This is a genomic window from Sorangium sp. So ce145 (assembly GCF_051525985.1).
Classification (GTDB): domain Bacteria; phylum Myxococcota_A; class Polyangia; order Polyangiales; family Polyangiaceae; genus Sorangium; species Sorangium cellulosum_B.
This window is the reverse complement of record NZ_CP150315.1, coordinates 3,432,313-3,450,053: the sequence shown is the minus strand read 5'-3', so window position 1 is coordinate 3,450,053 and position 17,741 is coordinate 3,432,313. Positions and strand designations below refer to the sequence as shown.

Here is a 17,741-nt window from a genome sequence, read left to right as displayed (position 1 = left end):
GCCCGCCCGAGCGCCCCCCGACCTCCTAGCCGACCAGCCCTGTCGACGCGTCCGCCGCGCCGTTCTAGGCTCACCGACCATGGCCAAGGTCCTGGTCGTCGAGGATGAGCCGGCCATCGCCGAGTCGATCGCCTACTTCCTGCGCCGCGACGGGTTCGCGGCCACCGTCGCCACCACGCTCGCGGCCGCGGAGCGGGAGATCGACAAGGCCGACCTCATCATCCTCGATCTCATGCTCCCCGACGGTAGCGGCTTCGACCTGATCGGGCAGGCCCGGCGGAGCGCGGCGCGCGCCGCGATCATCGTCCTGTCGAGCCGCGACGGCGAGGCCGACCGCGTCGCCGCGCTCGAGACCGGCGCCGACGACTACGTGACCAAGCCGTTCTCCCCCCGGGAGATCGTGGCGCGGGTGCGGGCCGTCCTGCGCCGCGCCGCGCGGCCCTCGCCGTCCGCCGCCGCGCCCACGCCGCTGCCGCTCGTGGTCGACGAGGCCACGCGGCGCGCGTACGTGAGCGGCCAGAAGGTCGACCTCACCCGCGTCGAGTTCGACCTGCTCGCCTGCATGCTGGCCGCGCCGGGCAGGGTCTTCACGCGCGCGCAGCTCATCGATCGCGTCTGGGGCGACGGGTTCGCGATCACCGACCGGACCATCGACTCGCACGTGAAGGGGCTCCGGAAGAAGGTCGTCGAGGCCGGCGGCGACGCCGACCTCATCGAGACGGTGCGCGGCGTCGGCTACCGCGTCGCGGACAAGCCGGGCCCCGCGGAAGGCGGCGGTTGACGCGTGCTGCGCCTCGTCGTCACCGCGGCGGCGGCGGTCTCGCTCATCCTGCTCGTCGCGCTGTTCGCCTCGCGCCTCGTCCGCGCCCGGACGGCGGGGATGAGCATCCGGATGCAGATCTTCATCGCGCTCGGCGGCATCGTCGGCGCCTTCGCGTTCGGGCTCGGGCTGCTCGTCATCGATCGCATCGAGGCGCGCGCGACGCTGCTCGCCGAGGGCAGCGCGCGCGACGAGGCGGCCGCGTTCGCCGCCGTGGCCGCGATGGAGATGGAGGTGCGCGGCGTCGATCTCGCGGCGGTGCGCGCGCTCGACGGCGAGGCCGAGGGCCCGACCGCCCAGAGCATCGCGCTGCTCGATCCCGAGGGCCGCGTGCTCCGGGCGCGCGGCGCCTCGCCGGGCGAGCCCGGGACCGTCTTCGTGACCGCGCCCATCCAGGTCCGCGGCCAGCGCGTCGGCAGCGTGCAGGTCGTGAAGCCGACCATCGTGGTGCAGCGGATGGTCGCCGACTTCGCCCCGCCGATCCTCGTGCTCAGCACGGTGCTCGGCGCCGCGGCGGCGATCTCGTCGTTCCTGATCGGCCGCACCATCGCGACGCCGATCGAGGCGCTCACCGAGTTCGCGGTGCGCGTGAGCGAGGGCGAGGTGCGCGCGGCGACGCCGCCGGCCCAGGGCCGCGAGGTCCAGCGGCTGACGCGCGCCATCGACTCGATGCGGCGCCAGATCGAGGGCCGCCCCTTCGTCGAGACGTTCGCCGCGGATCTCTCGCACGAGCTCAAGAACCCCGTCGCCGCGATCCGCGCGAGCGCCGAGGTGCTCTCCGAGGGCGCGCTCGACGACGCCGAGGAGGCAGCCCGCTTCGTCGCGCGCATCCGCGAGGCGACCACGCGCATCGAGGCGCTCCTCGGGGAGCTGCTGTCGCTCGCGCGCCTCGAGGCGCGCGGCGTGGAGCAGGCCGCGGTGGTCGACCTGGTCGCGATCGCGGAGGCCGCCGCGGCGCGGGCGCGAGAGCGCGGCAGCCGCGTCGAGCTCGACGCGCCGAGCTCGGCGACGGTGCGCGGCGACGAGCAGTGGCTGTCGCGCGCCCTCGACAACCTGCTCGACAACGCGCGCACGCACGGCGACGCCGCGGCCCCCGTCCAGATCGCCGTGTCTCGCGTGGGCGGACAGGTCGCGATCTCGATCCGCAACCGCGGCGAGATCGGGCGGCACGTCGCGGGCCGCCTTTTCCGCCGTTTCGTGACGACCCGCGCCGACCGGGGCGGCACCGGCCTGGGCCTCGCGATCGTCAAGGCGATCGCCGAGGCCCACAGCGGCTCGGCCGAGTGCACCCACCGCGGGCCGCCCGAGGTCGAGTTCAAGCTCTCGCTGCCGGGGGCCTGATCCTGTGAAAGGATGAGCTCTCTCGCCACGCCGCCCCTCCCCGGCGACCCGCCTTGTTTCCGGGAGGTTTCCTCGGTTTGACAGCGCACCGGATCGGTGGTGCGAAGGCGCGGCGGTGGTCGTCGGGCGAGCGGGCGCGTGCGCGTGCTCGTGTCAAAGAGCTCGCGCACCCGTCAGCGGGCAGAGCGCCTTGAGCTCTCCCGCGCCATCCTCCACAGAACCTCCACAATCGCATCACCGTCGGCCCCCCCACCGCGCCCATGCTCGGCGCAGAGTCTCTCGTCGTCCCCACCCAGGAAAGCCCATGACGTCCAGCAATCTCCCCAAGCACGTCGCGATCATCCTCGATGGCAATGGCCGCTGGGCGGCGGCGCGGGGGCTCCCCCGCATGGCGGGGCACCAGCACGGGGCGAAGGCCGTGCGCCTCTCGGTGCGCGCCTGCCGCGATCGCGGCATCCCGTACCTCACGCTCTACGCGTTCAGCGTGGCGAACTGGTCGAGGCCCAAGGACGAGATCGACGCGCTGATGCGCATCTGCCAGGAGTTCGCCGAGGGGGAGCACGACGAGCTGATCCGTCGAGGGATCGCGGTTCAGGTGGTCGGCGATCTCGAGGACATCCCGACGCCGACGCGGCGCGCGATGGAGAAGCTCGTGGAGGACACCGCCGGGGGAACCGAGATGACCCTGGCGCTCGCGCTGAGCTACGGCGGTCGCCGCGACATGGCGAACGCCATGCGCGCGCTCGCGGTCCGCGCGCGGGCCGGGCTGGTCATCCCGGAGGAGATCAACGAGAAGTCGCTCCGGAACTTCCTGACGACCAGCTCGATGCCGGATCCCGATCTCATCATCCGCACCGGCGGAGAGAAGCGCCTCAGCGACTTCCTGCTCTTCGAGGCCGCGTACGCGGAGCTGTTCTTCACCGACACGCTCTGGCCTGATTTCACCGAGGAGACCTTCGAGGAGGCGGTCGCGACCTACAGCCGGCGACAGCGGCGTTACGGCCGGACCGGCGAGCAGGTCCGCCGCCTGGCCGCGTCGACCTGAGCGGACGTCGCCGGGGCGCTCCCCGCGCCCACGGCGCTGGCGACGCTCGTAACGCTTGTAACGCTCGATTCCGCGTCCGCGATGCAGTACGAGAGATGCGCTTGTCGTCCAAGCGCCCGTAGCTCAGCTGGATAGAGCAGCGGCCTTCTAAGCCGCGGGTCGCAGGTTCGAATCCTGCCGGGCGTGCCGAACGTCCTCGGTGCGTCGCTTGACGGTCCTGCCCAGCGCGGACCACCATGTCCCTGACGCCATGAATAAGAGGGTCGTGCTCGTGCTGGGCGGTCTGGTGCTGGGCGCGGCCGTCGCGCTCGCGGCGGGGCGAGTGCGCGCCCAGGGGCTCACGCCGAGCGTCCCCGCGCCGCGGTGGGAGCAGGACTGCGAGCAGGCGCACGGCGTGGACGAAGCGCGCGCCATCGCGAAGGCGCGGGGCGAGGGCGGCTGGGAGCTCGTGGCGCTCGACGCCGGCGTGATGTGCTTCAAGCGGCCGGTCCCGGCCCCTCCGAAGCCGGCCGATCCCTGGCCGGGCTACTGACGCACCGCCGCTCCCCTGCCCGCCGTTCGAGGCGGAGGAGCGCCCGTGGCGGCGCGGCGACGGCCCTTCTCGGCCCGCGCGCTGCGTGTCAGCGTTCGGCATGATCGAACTCGGCGACCGGCGCTATGCGCTGCCCGCGCGAAAGACGGTGGTGTTCTGCGTCGACGGGTGCGGGCCGGAGTACCTCGACCAGGCGCTCGCGGACGGGCTGATGCCGCGGCTCGCGGGCACGCTCGCCGCCGGCGGCCTGTACGTGCGCGGCCGAGGCCAGATCCCGAGCTTCACGAACCCGAACAACGTGTCCATCGTGACCGGCCAGCCGGCGCGCGTGCACGGCATCTCGGGCAACTACTACCTCGACGCCGCCACGGGGGAGGAGGTGCCGATGAACGATCCTCGGTTTTTGCGCGTCCCGACGCTCTTCGAGAAGATGGAGCAGGCGGGCGTCAGGACCCTCTGCGTCACGGCCAAGGACAAGCTCCGCGCGCTCCTCGGCGCCTGCCGCGAGGGGGGCCCTCGCCCGATCTCGCTGTCGGCGGAGAAGGCGCACGAGCAGGCCATCCCGGAGCACGGGATCGGCTCGATCACCGCCGCAGTCGGCCGCGAGAACCCGTCGATCTACGACTGGGACATCTCCCACTACGCCATGGAGATGGGCCTCGCGCTGCACGAGCGGCTCTCGGCCACGCTGCTCTACGTGTCGCTGACCGACTACGTGCAGCACAAGGAGCCGCCGCGCGGGCCGATGTCCGATCGGTTCTACGCCCGGTTCGACGCCCTCTTCGGCGAGTACCTCGACGCCGGCTTCGTCTGCGGCATCACCGCGGATCACGGCATGAACGACAAGACGGCGCAGGACGGCTCGCCAAACGTGCGCTACCTGGACGACGCGCTGCGCGAGGCCGGCCTCTCGGGCTTCCGCGTGCTCCTGCCGATCACCGACCCGTACGTCGTGCACCACGGCGCGCTCGGGTCGTACGCGACCGTGTACCTCGGCGCGCCGGACGACGGCGCGCGCGCCGCGCAGGTCCTCGGGCGGCTCCCGGGCGTCGAGCTCGTCCTTGCCAGGGAGGAGGCCGCGAGGCGCTTCGCGCTGCCGCCGGATCGGATCGGCGACCTCGTGATCCTCGGCGATCGGAGCACGGTGCTCGGCAAGAGCGCGGCCTACCACGACCTCTCCGCCGTGCAGCGCGGGCTCAGGTCCCACGGCGGCCTGCACGAGGCGGAGGTGCCGATCCTCGCGAGCCACCCGCTCCGGCTCGGAGAGCGCGCGTGGCTCCTCGGCGCGGAAGCGGCCGAGGCGGACGCGGACGCCGCGCGCGGCCGGCCGAGCGCGCTGTCGAACGCGGACGTCTTCGATCTGGTGCTCAACCGACTCTCGACCGCCATGGCCTAGCGCCGACGATCGAGCGCCTGAAGGGGGGACAGGGATGGGCTCGATGCTCTCAATCGATCGACCAGCGTTCCATTTTCCGTGCCTGATCGGGGGAAGACCGGTGAGCCGGGACGAGGTCATCCTCGTGCGCTACCCGTTCACGGGCGAGGTGATCGGCAGCGTGCCGAGGCTCGACGAGGGGGCGGTGCTGGAGGCGCTCGCGAGCGTGTCCTCCGGCCCGCCGCGGCTCTCTCGCCACGAGCGCAGCGAGATCCTGCTCCGCGCCGCGGCGCACATCGAGGCGCAGGCGGGGGCGGTGGCGCGGCTCATCACGTGGGAGAGCGGGCTCTGCCTCAAGGACACGGCCTACGAGGTGCGGCGCGCGCTCGACGTGCTCCGCTTCTCCGCGTACGAGGCGCTCCGCGACGACGGCCAGTGCCTCGCGTTCGACATCTCGGCGAACGGCAAGCCCCGGCGGGGGTACACGCTGCGCGAGCCGCTCCGCCTGGTGACGGCGATCACCCCGTTCAACCACCCGCTCAACCAGGTCGCCCACAAGGTCGCGCCGAGCGTCGCGAGCGGCAGCGCCATGGTGCTCAAGCCGTCGGAGAAGACGCCCCTCTCCGCGATCTACCTCGCGTCGGTGCTGCACGAGTCGGGGCTGCCGCCGGGCATGCTCAGCGTCGTGACCGGCGATCCGGCGGAGATCGGGCGCGCGCTCGTGACCCACCCCGCCGTGGAGCTCGTGAGCTTCACCGGCGGGGTCGAGATCGGCAAGCGCATCGCCAGCCTGCTCGGCTACCGGCGCGCGGTGCTCGAGCTCGGCGGCAACGACCCGCTCATCGTGCTCGACGACGCGGATCTCGACGAGGCCGTGCGGCTCGCGGCGTACGGCTGTTACAGGAACTCGGGGCAGCGCTGCACGGCGGTGAAGCGGCTCATCGTGAGCGAGCGCGTCGCCGACGAGCTCGCCGGCCGCCTCGCTGCCGCGTCGGCGCAGATCAAGGTGGGCGATCCGCTCGATCCGGCGACCGACATGGGGACGGTGATCTCCGAGGCCGCGGCGCGGCAGCTCGAGGCGGCGGCCGAGGACACGCTGGCGCGCGGCGCCCGGCTGCTGTTCGGGAACGAGCGCCGCGGGGCCCTGTACGGCCCCACCGTGATGGATCATGTCCCGCGGGACGCCCCCTCCGTGCAGCGCGAGACCTTCGGCCCGCACGCGCCCATCCTGCGGGTGAGGGACATCGACGAGGCGATCGCGGTGGCGAACGGGACGAGCTACGGCCTCTCCGCCGGCGTCTGCACGAACGACCTAGGGCGCGTCCACAGGCTCGTGCGGGAGCTCCGCTGCGGCACGGTGAACGTGCGCGAGGTACCGGGGTACCGGTCCGAGCTGTCGCCGTTCGGGGGGATCAAGGACAGCGGCATCGGGATCAAGGAGGGCGTCGTCGAGGCGATGAAGGCGATGACCAACGTGAAGCTCTACACGGTCCCCTGGGAGTGAGGGGGCGCCAGCGCTTCCCCGTACCGCCTCGGCGCGCGCCGTTGTAAGCGGATCGGCATGAGCGGAGAGCCCCTATCGGAGCGAGAGTTCGACGACGTGGCCGATCGGTCGCTGCGCGCGCTGGATCGAGCGATCAACGAGATCCCCGACGGCGTCGAGGCCGACCTGCAGAGCGGCATTCTCACCCTGGAGTTCGAGGACGGCATCAAGTACGTGGTCAACAGCCACCGCGCGGCGCGGCAGATCTGGATGGCCGCCGAGCGGGCCGCGTGGCACTTCGACTACCGGCCGTCCGAGGACCGCTGGGTGGCCCAGAAATCGGGCGAAGAGCTCTGGAGCACGCTCGAGGCCGTGCTGTCCCGGAAGCTCGGCCGCGCCGTGAAGCTCGCTCGCTGAGCCGCGCGGCCCGCGGGGCGAGGCGCATCACAGGGCGAAGCGGATGCCGAGCCCTCCGAGCAGACCCGTCACGGAGGCGCCGACCCGGAGGTCGAACGCGACGCGGTCCCACGGGCGAAGCGCGAGCCCGATCTCGGGCAGGACGAGCCACGGATAGACGAGCGGACGCAGGCCTTGAGGCCGCCCCTTGGGACGGGTGAACCAGCTCGGCTCGACATAGCCGGGGTAGTGATCCGCGTCGTAGTCGAGCTGGTTACAGTACCGGAAGCTCCCGACCGGGTTGTTGGGCCCGCGGCATTTCACGTACCGGTACGGGTCCCCCGGCACGAAGGAGCCCGGGTCGCCGGGCACCGCGTCGCCGGGATATGCCTGGGTCCGGTAGAGGTCGCCCATGAACGTCCAGCCCACGCCAAGGCCGGCCCCGACGCGGAAGGCGAACAGCTCGTCCCGATCGAGCGGGATGTTCCAGACCAGGCGGACCCCCGCCTGGAGCGCCTGGAGATCGCTCTCGACGATCTCGTAGTCGGTGTCCGGGTGTCCCTTCGGCTTGAACGGCGTCTCGTCCATCCAGAAGCGCGCGTAGGCGACCGAGAAGACGAGATCGAACCGCCGCCCGAGCCGCGTGGACAGCGAGATGTCGCCGCCGGGGACGAGGACGTCCCGCCCCCCTTCCCCGAGGAGCCCGAACATGAGCTGAGGGATGAAGAAGCCCTGGAAGCCGGCGCCGAGCCACACGTCGCGCTGCCTGCGCGGGCTGGGCGGCGTGGGCTCGGGCATCTCGACGGCGGGCTTCGGCCTCTCCTCGGGGCCCGTCGCGACGCGCGGCGTGTCCTCGGCCGGCTTCTCGGCGGCGCGAGGCGGCTTCTTATCCGGCGGCTTCTTCGCGACCGGCTTCTCGGCGGCGCGAGGCGGCTTCTTATCCGGCGGCTTCTTCGCGACCGGCTTCTTCGGCGGCTTTTTCTCCGGCGGCTTCTTCGCGATCGGCTTCTCCGGCGGCTTCTTCTCCGGCGGCTTCTTCGCGATCGGCTTCTCCGGCGGCTTCTCCGGTGGCTTCTTCGCGACCGGCTTCTCCGGCGGCTTCTTCCCCCCGGGCTTCGGCTTGAGGCGCAGCTTGATCTCGCGCCGCTGCTTCTCCTTCAGCGTGATCTTCTGCGACGTCTCCTCGTGCCCCTCGGCCCTGGCGACGATCACCAGCACCTCGCCCGGATCGAACCGGTGCGGCGCCGACGGCTCGCTGATCACCTCCCCGTCGATCTCGACCACCAGCCCCTCGTACGGCTCCGCCGGCGTGACGACGAGCGTCGGGATGCGCGCATCGAGCTGAGCTGCCTTCTTCTTGGCCGATGTGATGGCCGCGACATCCCGCGCGTTGTAGCCGGGCGCCTTCTTCTCGCTCGCGACCTTGTGATAGATGTCGCTGGCCTTCAGCAGCTCGCCCTGCTTGACGTAGCAGTCGGCGAGCGGAACCGCCGAGCTCGGGCGATGCCGCTGGCTCTCGGCGGACTCGAGCAGCGGGATCGCCCGCTTGCAGAAGCCGCCTCTGGCTGCGTTCATGCCCTGGTTCGCCTCCTTGTCGCCGGGTCCGGCGAACACCGGAGGGGCGAGCAGCACAGCCAGGAGGCCGAAGAGAGAAGCGATCGGAAGACGCAAGAGGCGCTCAGTCTACCATCGCCCCCCGCGAGGCGCGCGGGACGGACCGGGCGCTGCGACGCTACGACCGCGGATGTCGCGAACGGCGCGGCCCGAGGTAAGGAACAGCGCCAGGGATCGCCCACATTGGCCCCTGCGTTGCCTGGCGGCTGGCTCGACGGAGCGAGCGGGGCCTGGACCGCCCACCGTCCGGGCAGATACCGCAGACCCCGGCGAAAACGCGGGAGCTCGTCAGGATCCGAGAGCGCTCCCCGGCGCGCCGAGCGCCGCAGACGAAAAGCTCGACGGATTCCGCTTTACACCTTCGACGCTGACCGAGAGCCCCTGTAAGCTCCCCCGGAATGGCTTCCGGCGCAGGTATCGAAGGACCGCACGGGCTGGGCGAGAGCACCAGCGCTGAGGGATCGGGCGGCGGTGTTTTGTCCGGGCCCGTGCGACGCACATTGAAGGCAGGCGAGATCCCGAACACGCTGATCGAGTGCACGCACTCGGTCGAGTGCGCGGGCTGTCCGCTCATCGCGGGTGACTACGCGGAGCAGCTCGGCACCAAGCGTGCTCGGGTCGTGTCCGCAGCCGCGCACTACCCATCGCTCGGGCTGCTCCAGACGAGCTCGGTCATCCCGGCCGATCCGATCACCGGCTATCGCGGTCGAGCGAAGCTCATCGTCGCCCCCTCCGGCGCGATCGGGCTGTACGGCCGCACGGGACATCACGAGGTCGTCGACATCCCGGGCTGCCGGGTCCTCACCCCGGCCCTCGCCGCGGTCACCTCGCGGCTGCGCGAGCTGATCGCCTCGCCGCCGCCGGAGGTCCGGCCGCTGCTCCTCCCGTACGACCCGGCGAGGGGCGGCGTGCTCCGCGCCCTCGATCTGCGCGAGGTCCACCTCGCGCCCGGGACGCCGCTCTTCGCGGAGGTGGGAGCGACAGAGGACAACCCGGCGTTCGTGCTTGTCACGTTCGTCCTGCAGCGCGAGCGCGCGTGCACCCGCGACGAGCTGCGGGAGGCCGGCCGCGCCATCCGCCCGATGCTCCCGCGCGTCATCGGCGTCGCGGCGAACTTCCACGACGCGGAGGCGCCGCAGATCCTCGGGCCCGAGACGATCGTGCTCGACGGCACCGCGCACGCGGAGGACCGGATCGGGCAGACCTACCACATCGCCGCGTTCGGCTCGTTCGTGCAGGCGCACCGCGCGCAGGCCGCGCGCGTGCACGCCCTCCTGCTCCGCGAGATCGCGTCGCTCGAGAACGACGGGCCCGTCATCGAGGGAGAGGCCGCGCTCGGCCCCGCCTCCCGGCGCAAGGAGCCGCCGCGCATCCTCGATCTGTACGGCGGCTCGGGCGCGATCTCGCTCGCCCTCGCGCAGGGCGGCAACCGGGTCCTCATGGTCGAGTCCTTCGCGCCCGCGGCGGCGAACGCCCGCGCCGCGGCCGAGGCCCAGGGCCTCAGCCAGCGCGTGGAGGTGCGCACCGGCGACGTCGCGGAGATCGTCGGCTCCCTCGTCAACAGCTCGGAGAAGTTCGACGGCATCGTGGTCAACCCGCCGCGCCGCGGCGTCTCCCCGACGGCGCGCGAGGCGATCGCGCGCCTCGGCGCGCCGCTGCTCGTCTACGTCTCGTGTGATCCCGACACGCTCGCGCGCGACCTCGATCACTTCTGCCGCCTCGGGTACTCGTCGACGGAGCTCACGCCGCTCGACATGATCCCGCTCACGGAGGAGATCGAGACGATCGCCGCCCTCCGCCGGACGCCCCCGCCCGCGCCGAAGGTCATCTACGACGACGACGGCGTGCTGGTCGTCGAGAAGGGCCCCCACGAGCCGGTGGCAACGCAGCCGGAGTACCTCGGCTCGCTGCTCGCCCGGTGCGCCCGCATCCCGGGCAGCACGACGACGCCCATCATCGTTCACCCGCTGGATCCGGGCACGAGCGGCCTCGTCATGCTCGCGCGGAGCGAGGAGGCGGCCGCGCGCTGGGGCGAGGCGCTCGCGAAGACGGGGCGCCTCATCTACCTCGCCGCGGCCAAGGGCGTCACGCCGGGCAAGGGCGCGATCACCCGCGATCTCCGCGAAGGGACGCGCACGTACACGGCGCGCACGCGGTACCGCCGCCTCGCGGTCGCCTCGGGCCACTCGATCCTCCGCGTCATCCCGGACGGCGGGCGCACGCACCAGATCCGGCGGCACCTCGCCGCGATCGGGCACCCGATCCTCGGCGACGAGCGCTACGGTCACGTGCCCACGAACCGGTACTTCGAGGAGAAGCACGGGCTAGATCGCTCGTTCGTGCACCTCGTGCGCATCGAGATCGAGCACCCCCGCACCGGGGTGAAGATGATCATCGAGTCGACGCTGCCCGGCGATCTGCGCTCCGCGCTGGAGCGCTCGACCGGCCCCTCGGTCCTGCGCTTCCTCGAGCAGAAGCACGCCCTCGGCGAGCAGCGCGCCGTGCCCGTCCTGACGACCGCGAGCGACGAGCCCGCGCCGAGCAGCAGGATGATCCCGCTCCGCCCCGAGGACGCGGAGTCCGCGCCTCCTCCCTCCATCCGCAGCCCCGGGCCCATCTCGATCCGCGTCCCGGATCTGGACGAGTCGCCCCGGACCATCCGGCACCCCATCATCTCGACCGGCGACGAGGACTGAGCGGCCGGCGCGCGCCGTGTGGATCGGCCACCCCGGCGAGGTGGGTCCGCTCCTGTGCCCGCCCCGCCCACCTTGGTGCGATGCGCTGCGAGCGGATCTGGTAGGCTTACCGGCCGCATGTCCACGTTTCCAGAAGACCGCCCTCGCATCCTCGTCGTGGACGACGAGAAGGTGATCCGCGACATGCTGGCCGACTTTCTCGGCATGGAGGGCTACTACGTCCGCACGGCGGAGGACGGCTCCAGCGCGCTGAACGAGCTCACGAAGGGTCACTACGATCTCGTGATCAGCGATCTCAAGATGCCGCGGATGGGCGGCATCGCGCTGCTGGACGAGATCGGCAAGACGGCGCCGAACGCGCTCACGGTCATCATGACGGGCTTCGGCACCGTCGAGACCGCGATCGACGCGATGAAGCGCGGCGCTTACGACTACGTGCTCAAGCCGTTCAAGCTGGACGAGGTGGTGCACGTCGTCCAGCGCGGGATCGAGAAGCAACGGATGGCCGCCGAGAACATCCGGCTGCGCGAGGCGGTGTCGCTCTACAAGGTGAGCGAGGCCATCGCGGCGAGCCTCTCGCTCGACCAGGTGCTGGAGACCGTCGCGGACAGCTGCCTCCACGAGGTGTGCGGCGATCTCATCTCGACCTGGCTCGACGACGGCGAGGGCGGCTTCTTCGAGCGCCAGCACCTCCGCGGCCCGTCCATCCCGGCGGGCGCCGACCTCGGGCGGCTCGACCCCGCGCTCGTGCTCGAGCACTTCCGCCCCGACGCGCAGCTGCTCGAGCAGGGCATGAAGGGGCTCAGGTTCTTCGCGGCGGAGCCGGCGCTCCCGCTCCAGTCGCTCGTCGCCGTGCCGCTCCGCATCCAGAAGCGGCTGATGGGCTTCCTCGCCGTCGCGTCGTTCACGCGGACGAGGCGCTTCGACGAGGGGCAGCGCAAGCTGCTCAGCATCATCGGCTCGCGCGCCGCCGCGGCGATCGAAAACGCGCGCCTTTACCAGGATCTCCAGGCGACGTTCCAGCAGACGATCGAGGGCCTCGCCAAGGCGATCGACAAGATGGACCGCTACACCTCGGGCCACTCGGATCGGGTCGCCGTCTACGCCGTGCTGCTGGCGCAGCGGCTCGGCCTCGGGCCGCACGAGATCGAGATCGTCCGGCAGAGCGCGCTCATGCACGACATCGGCAAGATCGGGTGCGTGCTCAACCTGAACAAGCCGGGCAAGCTCACGAACGACGAGTACGAGGTGTTCAAGCGGCACCCCACCTACGGGCGCGATATCCTCGACCCGATCAAGTTCCTGCACCCGCTCATCCCCGGCGTGCACCTGCACCACGAGCGCTGGGACGGGCGCGGCTACCCGCTCCGGATGCGGGGCAACGAGATCCCGATCATCGCGCGCATCATCTCCGTGGCCGACACGTACGACGCCATGACGAGCGACCGCTCGTACCGCCGCGCGCTCCCCCACGAGGTCGCGGTGACCGAGATCGAGCGGTGCTCGGGCTCGCAGTTCGACCCCGAGGTCGCGGCCACCTTCACGACGCACATCGAGGCCTACCGCGAGGAGCGGCGGGCGCGGGGCGAGAAGATCCCGGAGTAGCCAGCCATGCCGACCACCTCGCTCCGCGACCTCCTCCAGCCCGCGAACGGCCAGGCGACGGCCGTCGAGGCGCCCCGGCCGAGGCGCGCGCGCGCCGTGTGGATCGGCCGGCGCCGCTACGCCCCGATCCACGATCTGCAGAAGCAGCTCGTCGAGGCGCGCGCGCAGGGGCGGATCGGCGACACGATCCTGCTCCTCGAGCACGATCCCGTGATCACGCTCGGCCCGCGAGCGAACCCCGAGAACGTGCTCCTCGACGCCCGCGCGCTGGACGAGCGCGACATCGACCTCGTCGCGACGGGGCGCGGGGGCGACGTCACCTACCACGGCCCCGGCCAGCTCGTGTGTTACCCGCTGCTCGATCTCAGGCCAGACCGCTGCGACGTGCGCAGGTACGTGCGCTCGCTCGCGGAGGTGATGATCCTGCTCGCGCGCGAGCACCACGTCGAGGGCGGCGTGGTCGACGGCATGATCGGCGTCTGGGCGGATCGCGCCGCCCCGGAGGCGTGGGGCGGCGCCGAGTGGGCGCGCGAGATCGCGAAGCTCGGCGCGATCGGCGTGCGCCTGTCCCGATGGCTCACGATGCACGGCTTCGCGTTCAACGTCGCGGTGGACCTCAAGGCGTTCGAGCTGATCGTGCCCTGCGGCATCCGGGAGCACGGCGTGACGTCGCTCCACCAGCTCACCGGGCGGAAGCTCACCGTCGCCGAGGTCGCCCTCGCCAGCGCGCCGCAGCTCGCCCGCGGGCTCGAGCTCGACGTCGCCTGCGTCGAGGATCTGTCGGCGGTCACGGATCTCGCGGGTGCGCTCCTCGCCCCGGAGGCCGGCGCCGCCGAGGGCCGGAGCGCGCCCTAGCCGCGCGCGCCGGCCTCCGGGCGAGGAGCGCGCCGACGTTGCGCGTCGCACGGCGCGCGCTCCGCGGGTGACGTCGCTTCGCGGGACGCGGAACACGCTGCGTCGCGGAGGCAGTGTCGCTCGGCCGTGCCGTGGGCTAAAAGCCGTCCCGTGTGCGCGCAGCCCACCCCACGGCCTCGTGAGCGCGACGGGGGCTCCCCGCTCCACCGCGACGCCTCGACCGCGCGGCCGCCCTGGCGGCGCCCCCTCGCCCTGGCGCTCGCGGCGGCGGCCGTGGCCGTGCCCGCGCTCGCTCTCCTCGGCCCTGTCGCGGCGATCCTCGCGGGCACGCGCACCGCCGCCGCGTGCCTCGCCTCGATCGAGGCGCCGCGCGGCCCGGCGCTGCCCGACTGCAGGCCCGAGATCCGCTGGTTCGCGCTGCCGTCGCGGCTGCCCTGGACCTACAGGGCGGCGAGCGCGCTGGCCGAGGAGCTCGGCGTGCGCGCGGCGGTCGCCGACTACACCGACGCCGCGGTCGGCCGGCCGGATGGCGCGGCGCTCGCCGGCGCGACCGAGGCGGTGGCGACGGCCCAGGCCATGGTCGCCGCCGGGACCGGGCGCGTCACGTTCGATGAGCTCGGGCCCGCCCGCGGCGCGCCGAGCCTCGGCCGCGAGGCGGCGAGGCTCGGCGATCGCCGCACGCTCCTCGCGCAGCCGGACCGCTGGACCGACTGGCACGTGCGCGTGCACACGCTCCGCGCGGCGCTCACCGAGGGCGACCTGCAGCGCGCGCTCGCGATCGCCAAGGGGTACGCGGCGATGGAGCCCCGCGACGAGGATCTGCGCACGACCACCGGCGCGATCCTCTGCCTCGGCGCGGGCGCCGAGGCGAAGCGCGGCATCGAGCTCCTGACGCTCAACCAGGACGACCGGGCGTCGAGGCGCTACGCCGGCATGGCGCGCAACTGGGGCGAGGTCCGCGCCGTCCTCGTCGCCTGCGCCGCCCGGGCCGGCGTGGAGCCTCCGCCGATGCCGGAAGCCCCCGAGGCCGGCGTGGCCGACGCCGTGGAGGTGCGGCTCGCGCAGCGCGCCCGCCTCGCCGCCGCCCGGAAGGACGCCGTCGAGGCGACGCAGCGCGCGACGCGCGCGATCCGCGACCTGCTCGGCAGCTCGGCCGCGCTCGATCCCGAGGCCCGCGGCGATCTGCTCGCCGTCGTGCTGGCGGAGGACGAGGCGCTCGACGCGGCCGAAGCCGCCGCGCTCGCGCGGCCGGACGACGATGACGAGCCCGCGGCCGGAGAGACAGGCCACGACGGCGTCCCGGCGCGCTCGGAGCCCCGCGCGCCGACGGGGCTGCCTGCGAGCTCGCTGCGCGCGCTCGACTGGCTCCCGGAGCGCGGGCTCGCGAGGCCCGCGATCGCCGGGTCGTTGCGCGCGCGCGCCGCCGCGCGCGCCGCCGAGCTGGCCGCCGCCCCCCAGATCTCGCCGTCCCAGGCCGACGCGCTGCGCGCCGCCGCGGGCGCGCTCGCGTTGCGCGCCGCCCGCGAGCTCGCGCTCGAAGGCGATGCGCCCCGGGCGGTCGACGCGCTGGATCGCCTTGGCTCGCTCGCCCCGGAGCTCGCGCCGGAGGCGGCCCGGGCGCTCGCGCGATCGAGCGTGTGGGCCCTCGTCGGCGAGCGCGATCGCGCGCTCGATCTCGTCGAGCGCGTCGACCTCGGCGCCGCGCCGCCAGCGCTCCGCGCGGCCGTGCTCCTGCAGCGCGCCGAGCTCCTCGCCTCGCGCGGGCGCCGGCGCGACGCCGCGCGCGCGGCCGTGCTCGCCGACGAGGAGGCCGCCGCCGCGCGCGCGGTGGACCCCGCCGGCGAGGCGATGCCTGCCCGCGCGGAGCTCGCCCTGCTCGACGCGCGATCGCGGTGGACCCGGCTCTCCCTCGCGCTCCCTCCGGGCGACTCGCCGCTCCGCCAGGGCAGCCCGCCCGCCCAGCTGCCCGCGGATCACGCCGCCGCCTGGCCGTGGGTCGGCTTCGCGAGCCTCGACGCGCCCTGGGCGCGCGACGATCAGCCGGCGCTCTCGCGCGCGCTCTCCACCTGGAGCGCCGCGCGCGACGCGCCGCCGCCCGCGCGCCGCGCGCTCCGCTACGCCGCCCTCCGCCGGCGCGGCGACGCGCCGCCCGCGCTCGTCCCGTACGCCGCGCTGTCGGCCCAGCTGCTCGGCGACGGCGAGGGTGATCCCGAGGTGTGGCTCGACGCCTTCCTCGCGCTCGACGCCTCGCGCTTCTCGCTCCGGCGCTACGCCTTCGCCCGCGCCGAGGCGGCGCGATGGCGTGGAGATGAAGGCAGCGCGGCCGCATGGCAACGCCGGTACGACGCCCTGCGCGCCGTGGCCTCCGACCCGGCCCGCGCCGAGATCGCGCGCTACCTCGGAATCTGAGGCTGATCGACGCGGATCGGCGCTGACCGACGCCGACGGACGCCGACGGACGCCGACCCGCGCGGCGTGCCCGCGAAAAACCTGGAGATCCCGCGGCCGCACACCTGGCGGCGGAGGGGCTTCATTCCTACGCTACGGCCTGGCTCGCGAAGATCTGCTCGCGGGGGAGTCCTCATGTGTCCTCATTGCGGAAAGAACGCGCCCGTCATCCACCGCGGGCTCGCCGCGTACTGCACCGCGTGCGGTCGAGAGCGCCTGCCGTTCGCGGGCAAATCGGTCAGCCTGGCGGGGCAGCCGTCCAGGGTCGGCGGCGCGGTCGCCGGCGTGCTCGGCTGGCTGGTCCTCATCGGCGGGACCGCGGTGGCGCTCCTCCTCGGCCTGGGCGCGGCCGCGCTGTTCCCGGGGTCGATCGCCGGCCTCGCGATCGGCCTGCCGATCGGGTTCGTCGCCCTCGCCGTCGGCCTGCTCCTCCTGCTGGGCGGGCGGAAGCTCTCCCGCTCCGGGGCCAAGGCCTCGCGCGACGCCCAGGTTCAGGCGATCTTCTCGCTCGCGTCGCACCGCCGCCGCCCGCTCACGGCGCAGGAGGTCGGCGTCGCGCTCGACCTGCCGGCCCCGGAGGCGGACGCCCTGCTCACCGAGCTCGCCAAGGAGCGCCCCGGCGACGTGGGCGTCGAGATCGGCGAGCGCGGCGAGATCCTCTACACCTTCCCCGGGATCTCGGGGGCGGCCGCCGTCCGCTTTCCCCGGCCGTCGCTCCGCATCGATCCGGGCGAGGGCGCGGCCGACCCCGCGGCGCGCATCTACGCCGACGAGCTCGAGGACGAGGGCGCGGAGGCGTCGCGCGCTCCCCGTCGCCGCGAGCAGCTCCGCTGAACATGTCCTGCGGCGCGCGTGCTAGCCTCGCGCCGCGCGCCCTCATCGAGCGCCCGGCGCGCGCCGTCGTCGCCCTCGACCCATGGTTCGTCGCGGGGGCGCTCCGGGCTGCTCGCCGCAACCGACCATGAGATGCCCCCCTGTCGCCCTGCTGACCGCCGCCGCGCTCGCGCTCCTCGCGCTCCTGGCCCCCTCGCGGGCCGACGCCTTTGAACGGCAATGGCATGCCGGCGCCGGCGTCGGGTACGCGCTCCTCGCGGACGGCGGGACGTACCCGGGGATCGGCGGCAGCCTGCACCTCGCCTACGGGCTCACCGACGCCTTCAACGCGGTCGCCGAGGTCAACACCGCGTCCCACCCGGGGCGCGATCTCATGCTCCTCGGCGCATCCGCCGGCGCCACGTACGTCATCGATATTCTGCAGTGGGTCCCCTACGTCGGCCTCATGACCGGCGCATACGACAGTGTACGCCTCGCGCCCTGCGGCTCGTCTGGCCAGCCGGGCTGCCACCGGGGGCAGTTCGGGGTCTCCATCCCGTTCGGCATCGACTACGCGTTCAATCGCGAGTTCGCCGCTGGCTTCGCCGGCAAGTACACGCTGCTCCTCCCTGGCGCGGGCGACGGTCCGGGGAGCTATTTCACGGCGTTCGCCCGCGCGGAGTTCCTCTGGGGATACTAGTGCAGCGCGCAGGCTCGT

The 17,741-nt window shown here is 73.3% G+C and carries 14 protein-coding genes and 1 tRNA gene; 14 read left to right on the top strand and 1 reads right to left on the bottom strand.

From position 1 onward, the window contains the following. The first annotated feature begins 79 nt into the window (after nt 1-79). The 8 genes from WMF34_RS13250 to cyaY all read left to right on the top strand — a co-directional run bounded on the left by WMF34_RS13250 (nt 80) and on the right by cyaY (nt 7,013). Nucleotides 80-781 carry a response regulator transcription factor gene (locus tag WMF34_RS13250; protein WP_012235187.1) on the top strand — a complete coding sequence of 234 codons (702 nt, stop codon included), beginning with the start codon at nt 80-82 and terminating at the stop codon, nt 779-781. Nucleotides 782-784: 3 nt separating this feature from the next. Beyond that, nucleotides 785-2,161: a histidine kinase dimerization/phospho-acceptor domain-containing protein gene (locus WMF34_RS13245; RefSeq protein WP_012235186.1), complete on the top strand. Its 1,377-nt coding sequence runs from the start codon at nt 785-787 to the stop codon at nt 2,159-2,161. Between the two features lie 304 nt (nt 2,162-2,465). After that, nucleotides 2,466-3,206, top strand: coding sequence for a polyprenyl diphosphate synthase (gene uppS / locus WMF34_RS13240; protein WP_012235185.1), 741 nt, complete (start codon nt 2,466-2,468; stop codon nt 3,204-3,206). A 112-nt stretch (nt 3,207-3,318) separates the two neighbouring features. Next, nucleotides 3,319-3,392: transfer RNA gene (locus WMF34_RS13235), tRNA-Arg, on the top strand. Nucleotides 3,393-3,456: 64 nt separating this feature from the next. Next, nucleotides 3,457-3,738, top strand: a complete 282-nt coding sequence (locus tag WMF34_RS13230; protein ID WP_437993500.1) for a hypothetical protein — start codon at nt 3,457-3,459, stop codon at nt 3,736-3,738. A 100-nt stretch (nt 3,739-3,838) separates the two neighbouring features. After that, nucleotides 3,839-5,134: a phosphonoacetate hydrolase gene (phnA, locus tag WMF34_RS13225; RefSeq protein WP_437993499.1), complete on the top strand. Its 1,296-nt coding sequence runs from the start codon at nt 3,839-3,841 to the stop codon at nt 5,132-5,134. 34 nt (nt 5,135-5,168) lie between these two features. Beyond that, complete coding sequence (phnY, locus tag WMF34_RS13220) at nt 5,169-6,617, top strand: phosphonoacetaldehyde dehydrogenase (protein ID WP_437993498.1); 1,449 nt, start codon at nt 5,169-5,171, stop codon at nt 6,615-6,617. A gap of 57 nt (nt 6,618-6,674) precedes the next feature. Beyond that, nucleotides 6,675-7,013 (top strand): iron donor protein CyaY, encoded by a 339-nt coding sequence (gene cyaY, locus WMF34_RS13215; protein ID WP_012235181.1) that lies wholly within the window; start codon nt 6,675-6,677, stop codon nt 7,011-7,013. Nucleotides 7,014-7,040: 27 nt separating this feature from the next. Here cyaY and WMF34_RS13210 read toward each other — a convergent pair whose 3' ends face one another. Next, on the bottom strand, nt 7,041-8,663 hold the full coding sequence (locus WMF34_RS13210) for a hypothetical protein (RefSeq protein WP_437993497.1): 1,623 nt from the start codon (nt 8,661-8,663) through the stop codon (nt 7,041-7,043). A 431-nt stretch (nt 8,664-9,094) separates the two neighbouring features. Between WMF34_RS13210 and WMF34_RS13205 the strand changes: the two genes are divergently transcribed. The 6 genes from WMF34_RS13205 to WMF34_RS13180 all read left to right on the top strand — a co-directional run bounded on the left by WMF34_RS13205 (nt 9,095) and on the right by WMF34_RS13180 (nt 17,723). Beyond that, on the top strand, nt 9,095-11,302 hold the full coding sequence (locus WMF34_RS13205) for a pseudouridine synthase (RefSeq protein ID WP_231864818.1): 2,208 nt from the start codon (nt 9,095-9,097) through the stop codon (nt 11,300-11,302). Between the two features lie 117 nt (nt 11,303-11,419). After that, complete coding sequence (locus WMF34_RS13200; RefSeq protein ID WP_157906648.1) at nt 11,420-12,907, top strand: HD domain-containing phosphohydrolase; 1,488 nt, start codon at nt 11,420-11,422, stop codon at nt 12,905-12,907. 6 nt (nt 12,908-12,913) lie between these two features. Then, entirely contained in the window at nt 12,914-13,762 is an 849-nt protein-coding gene (lipB, locus tag WMF34_RS13195) for a lipoyl(octanoyl) transferase LipB (protein WP_437993496.1), read from the top strand. 150 nt (nt 13,763-13,912) lie between these two features. Beyond that, complete coding sequence (locus tag WMF34_RS13190; protein ID WP_437993495.1) at nt 13,913-16,171, top strand: hypothetical protein; 2,259 nt, start codon at nt 13,913-13,915, stop codon at nt 16,169-16,171. Nucleotides 16,172-16,345: 174 nt separating this feature from the next. After that, nucleotides 16,346-17,044 carry a hypothetical protein gene (locus WMF34_RS13185; RefSeq protein WP_012235175.1) on the top strand — a complete coding sequence of 233 codons (699 nt, stop codon included), beginning with the start codon at nt 16,346-16,348 and terminating at the stop codon, nt 17,042-17,044. Nucleotides 17,045-17,171: 127 nt separating this feature from the next. Next, nucleotides 17,172-17,723 carry a hypothetical protein gene (locus WMF34_RS13180; RefSeq protein ID WP_437993494.1) on the top strand — a complete coding sequence of 184 codons (552 nt, stop codon included), beginning with the start codon at nt 17,172-17,174 and terminating at the stop codon, nt 17,721-17,723. The last annotated feature ends 18 nt before the right edge of the window (nt 17,724-17,741 follow it).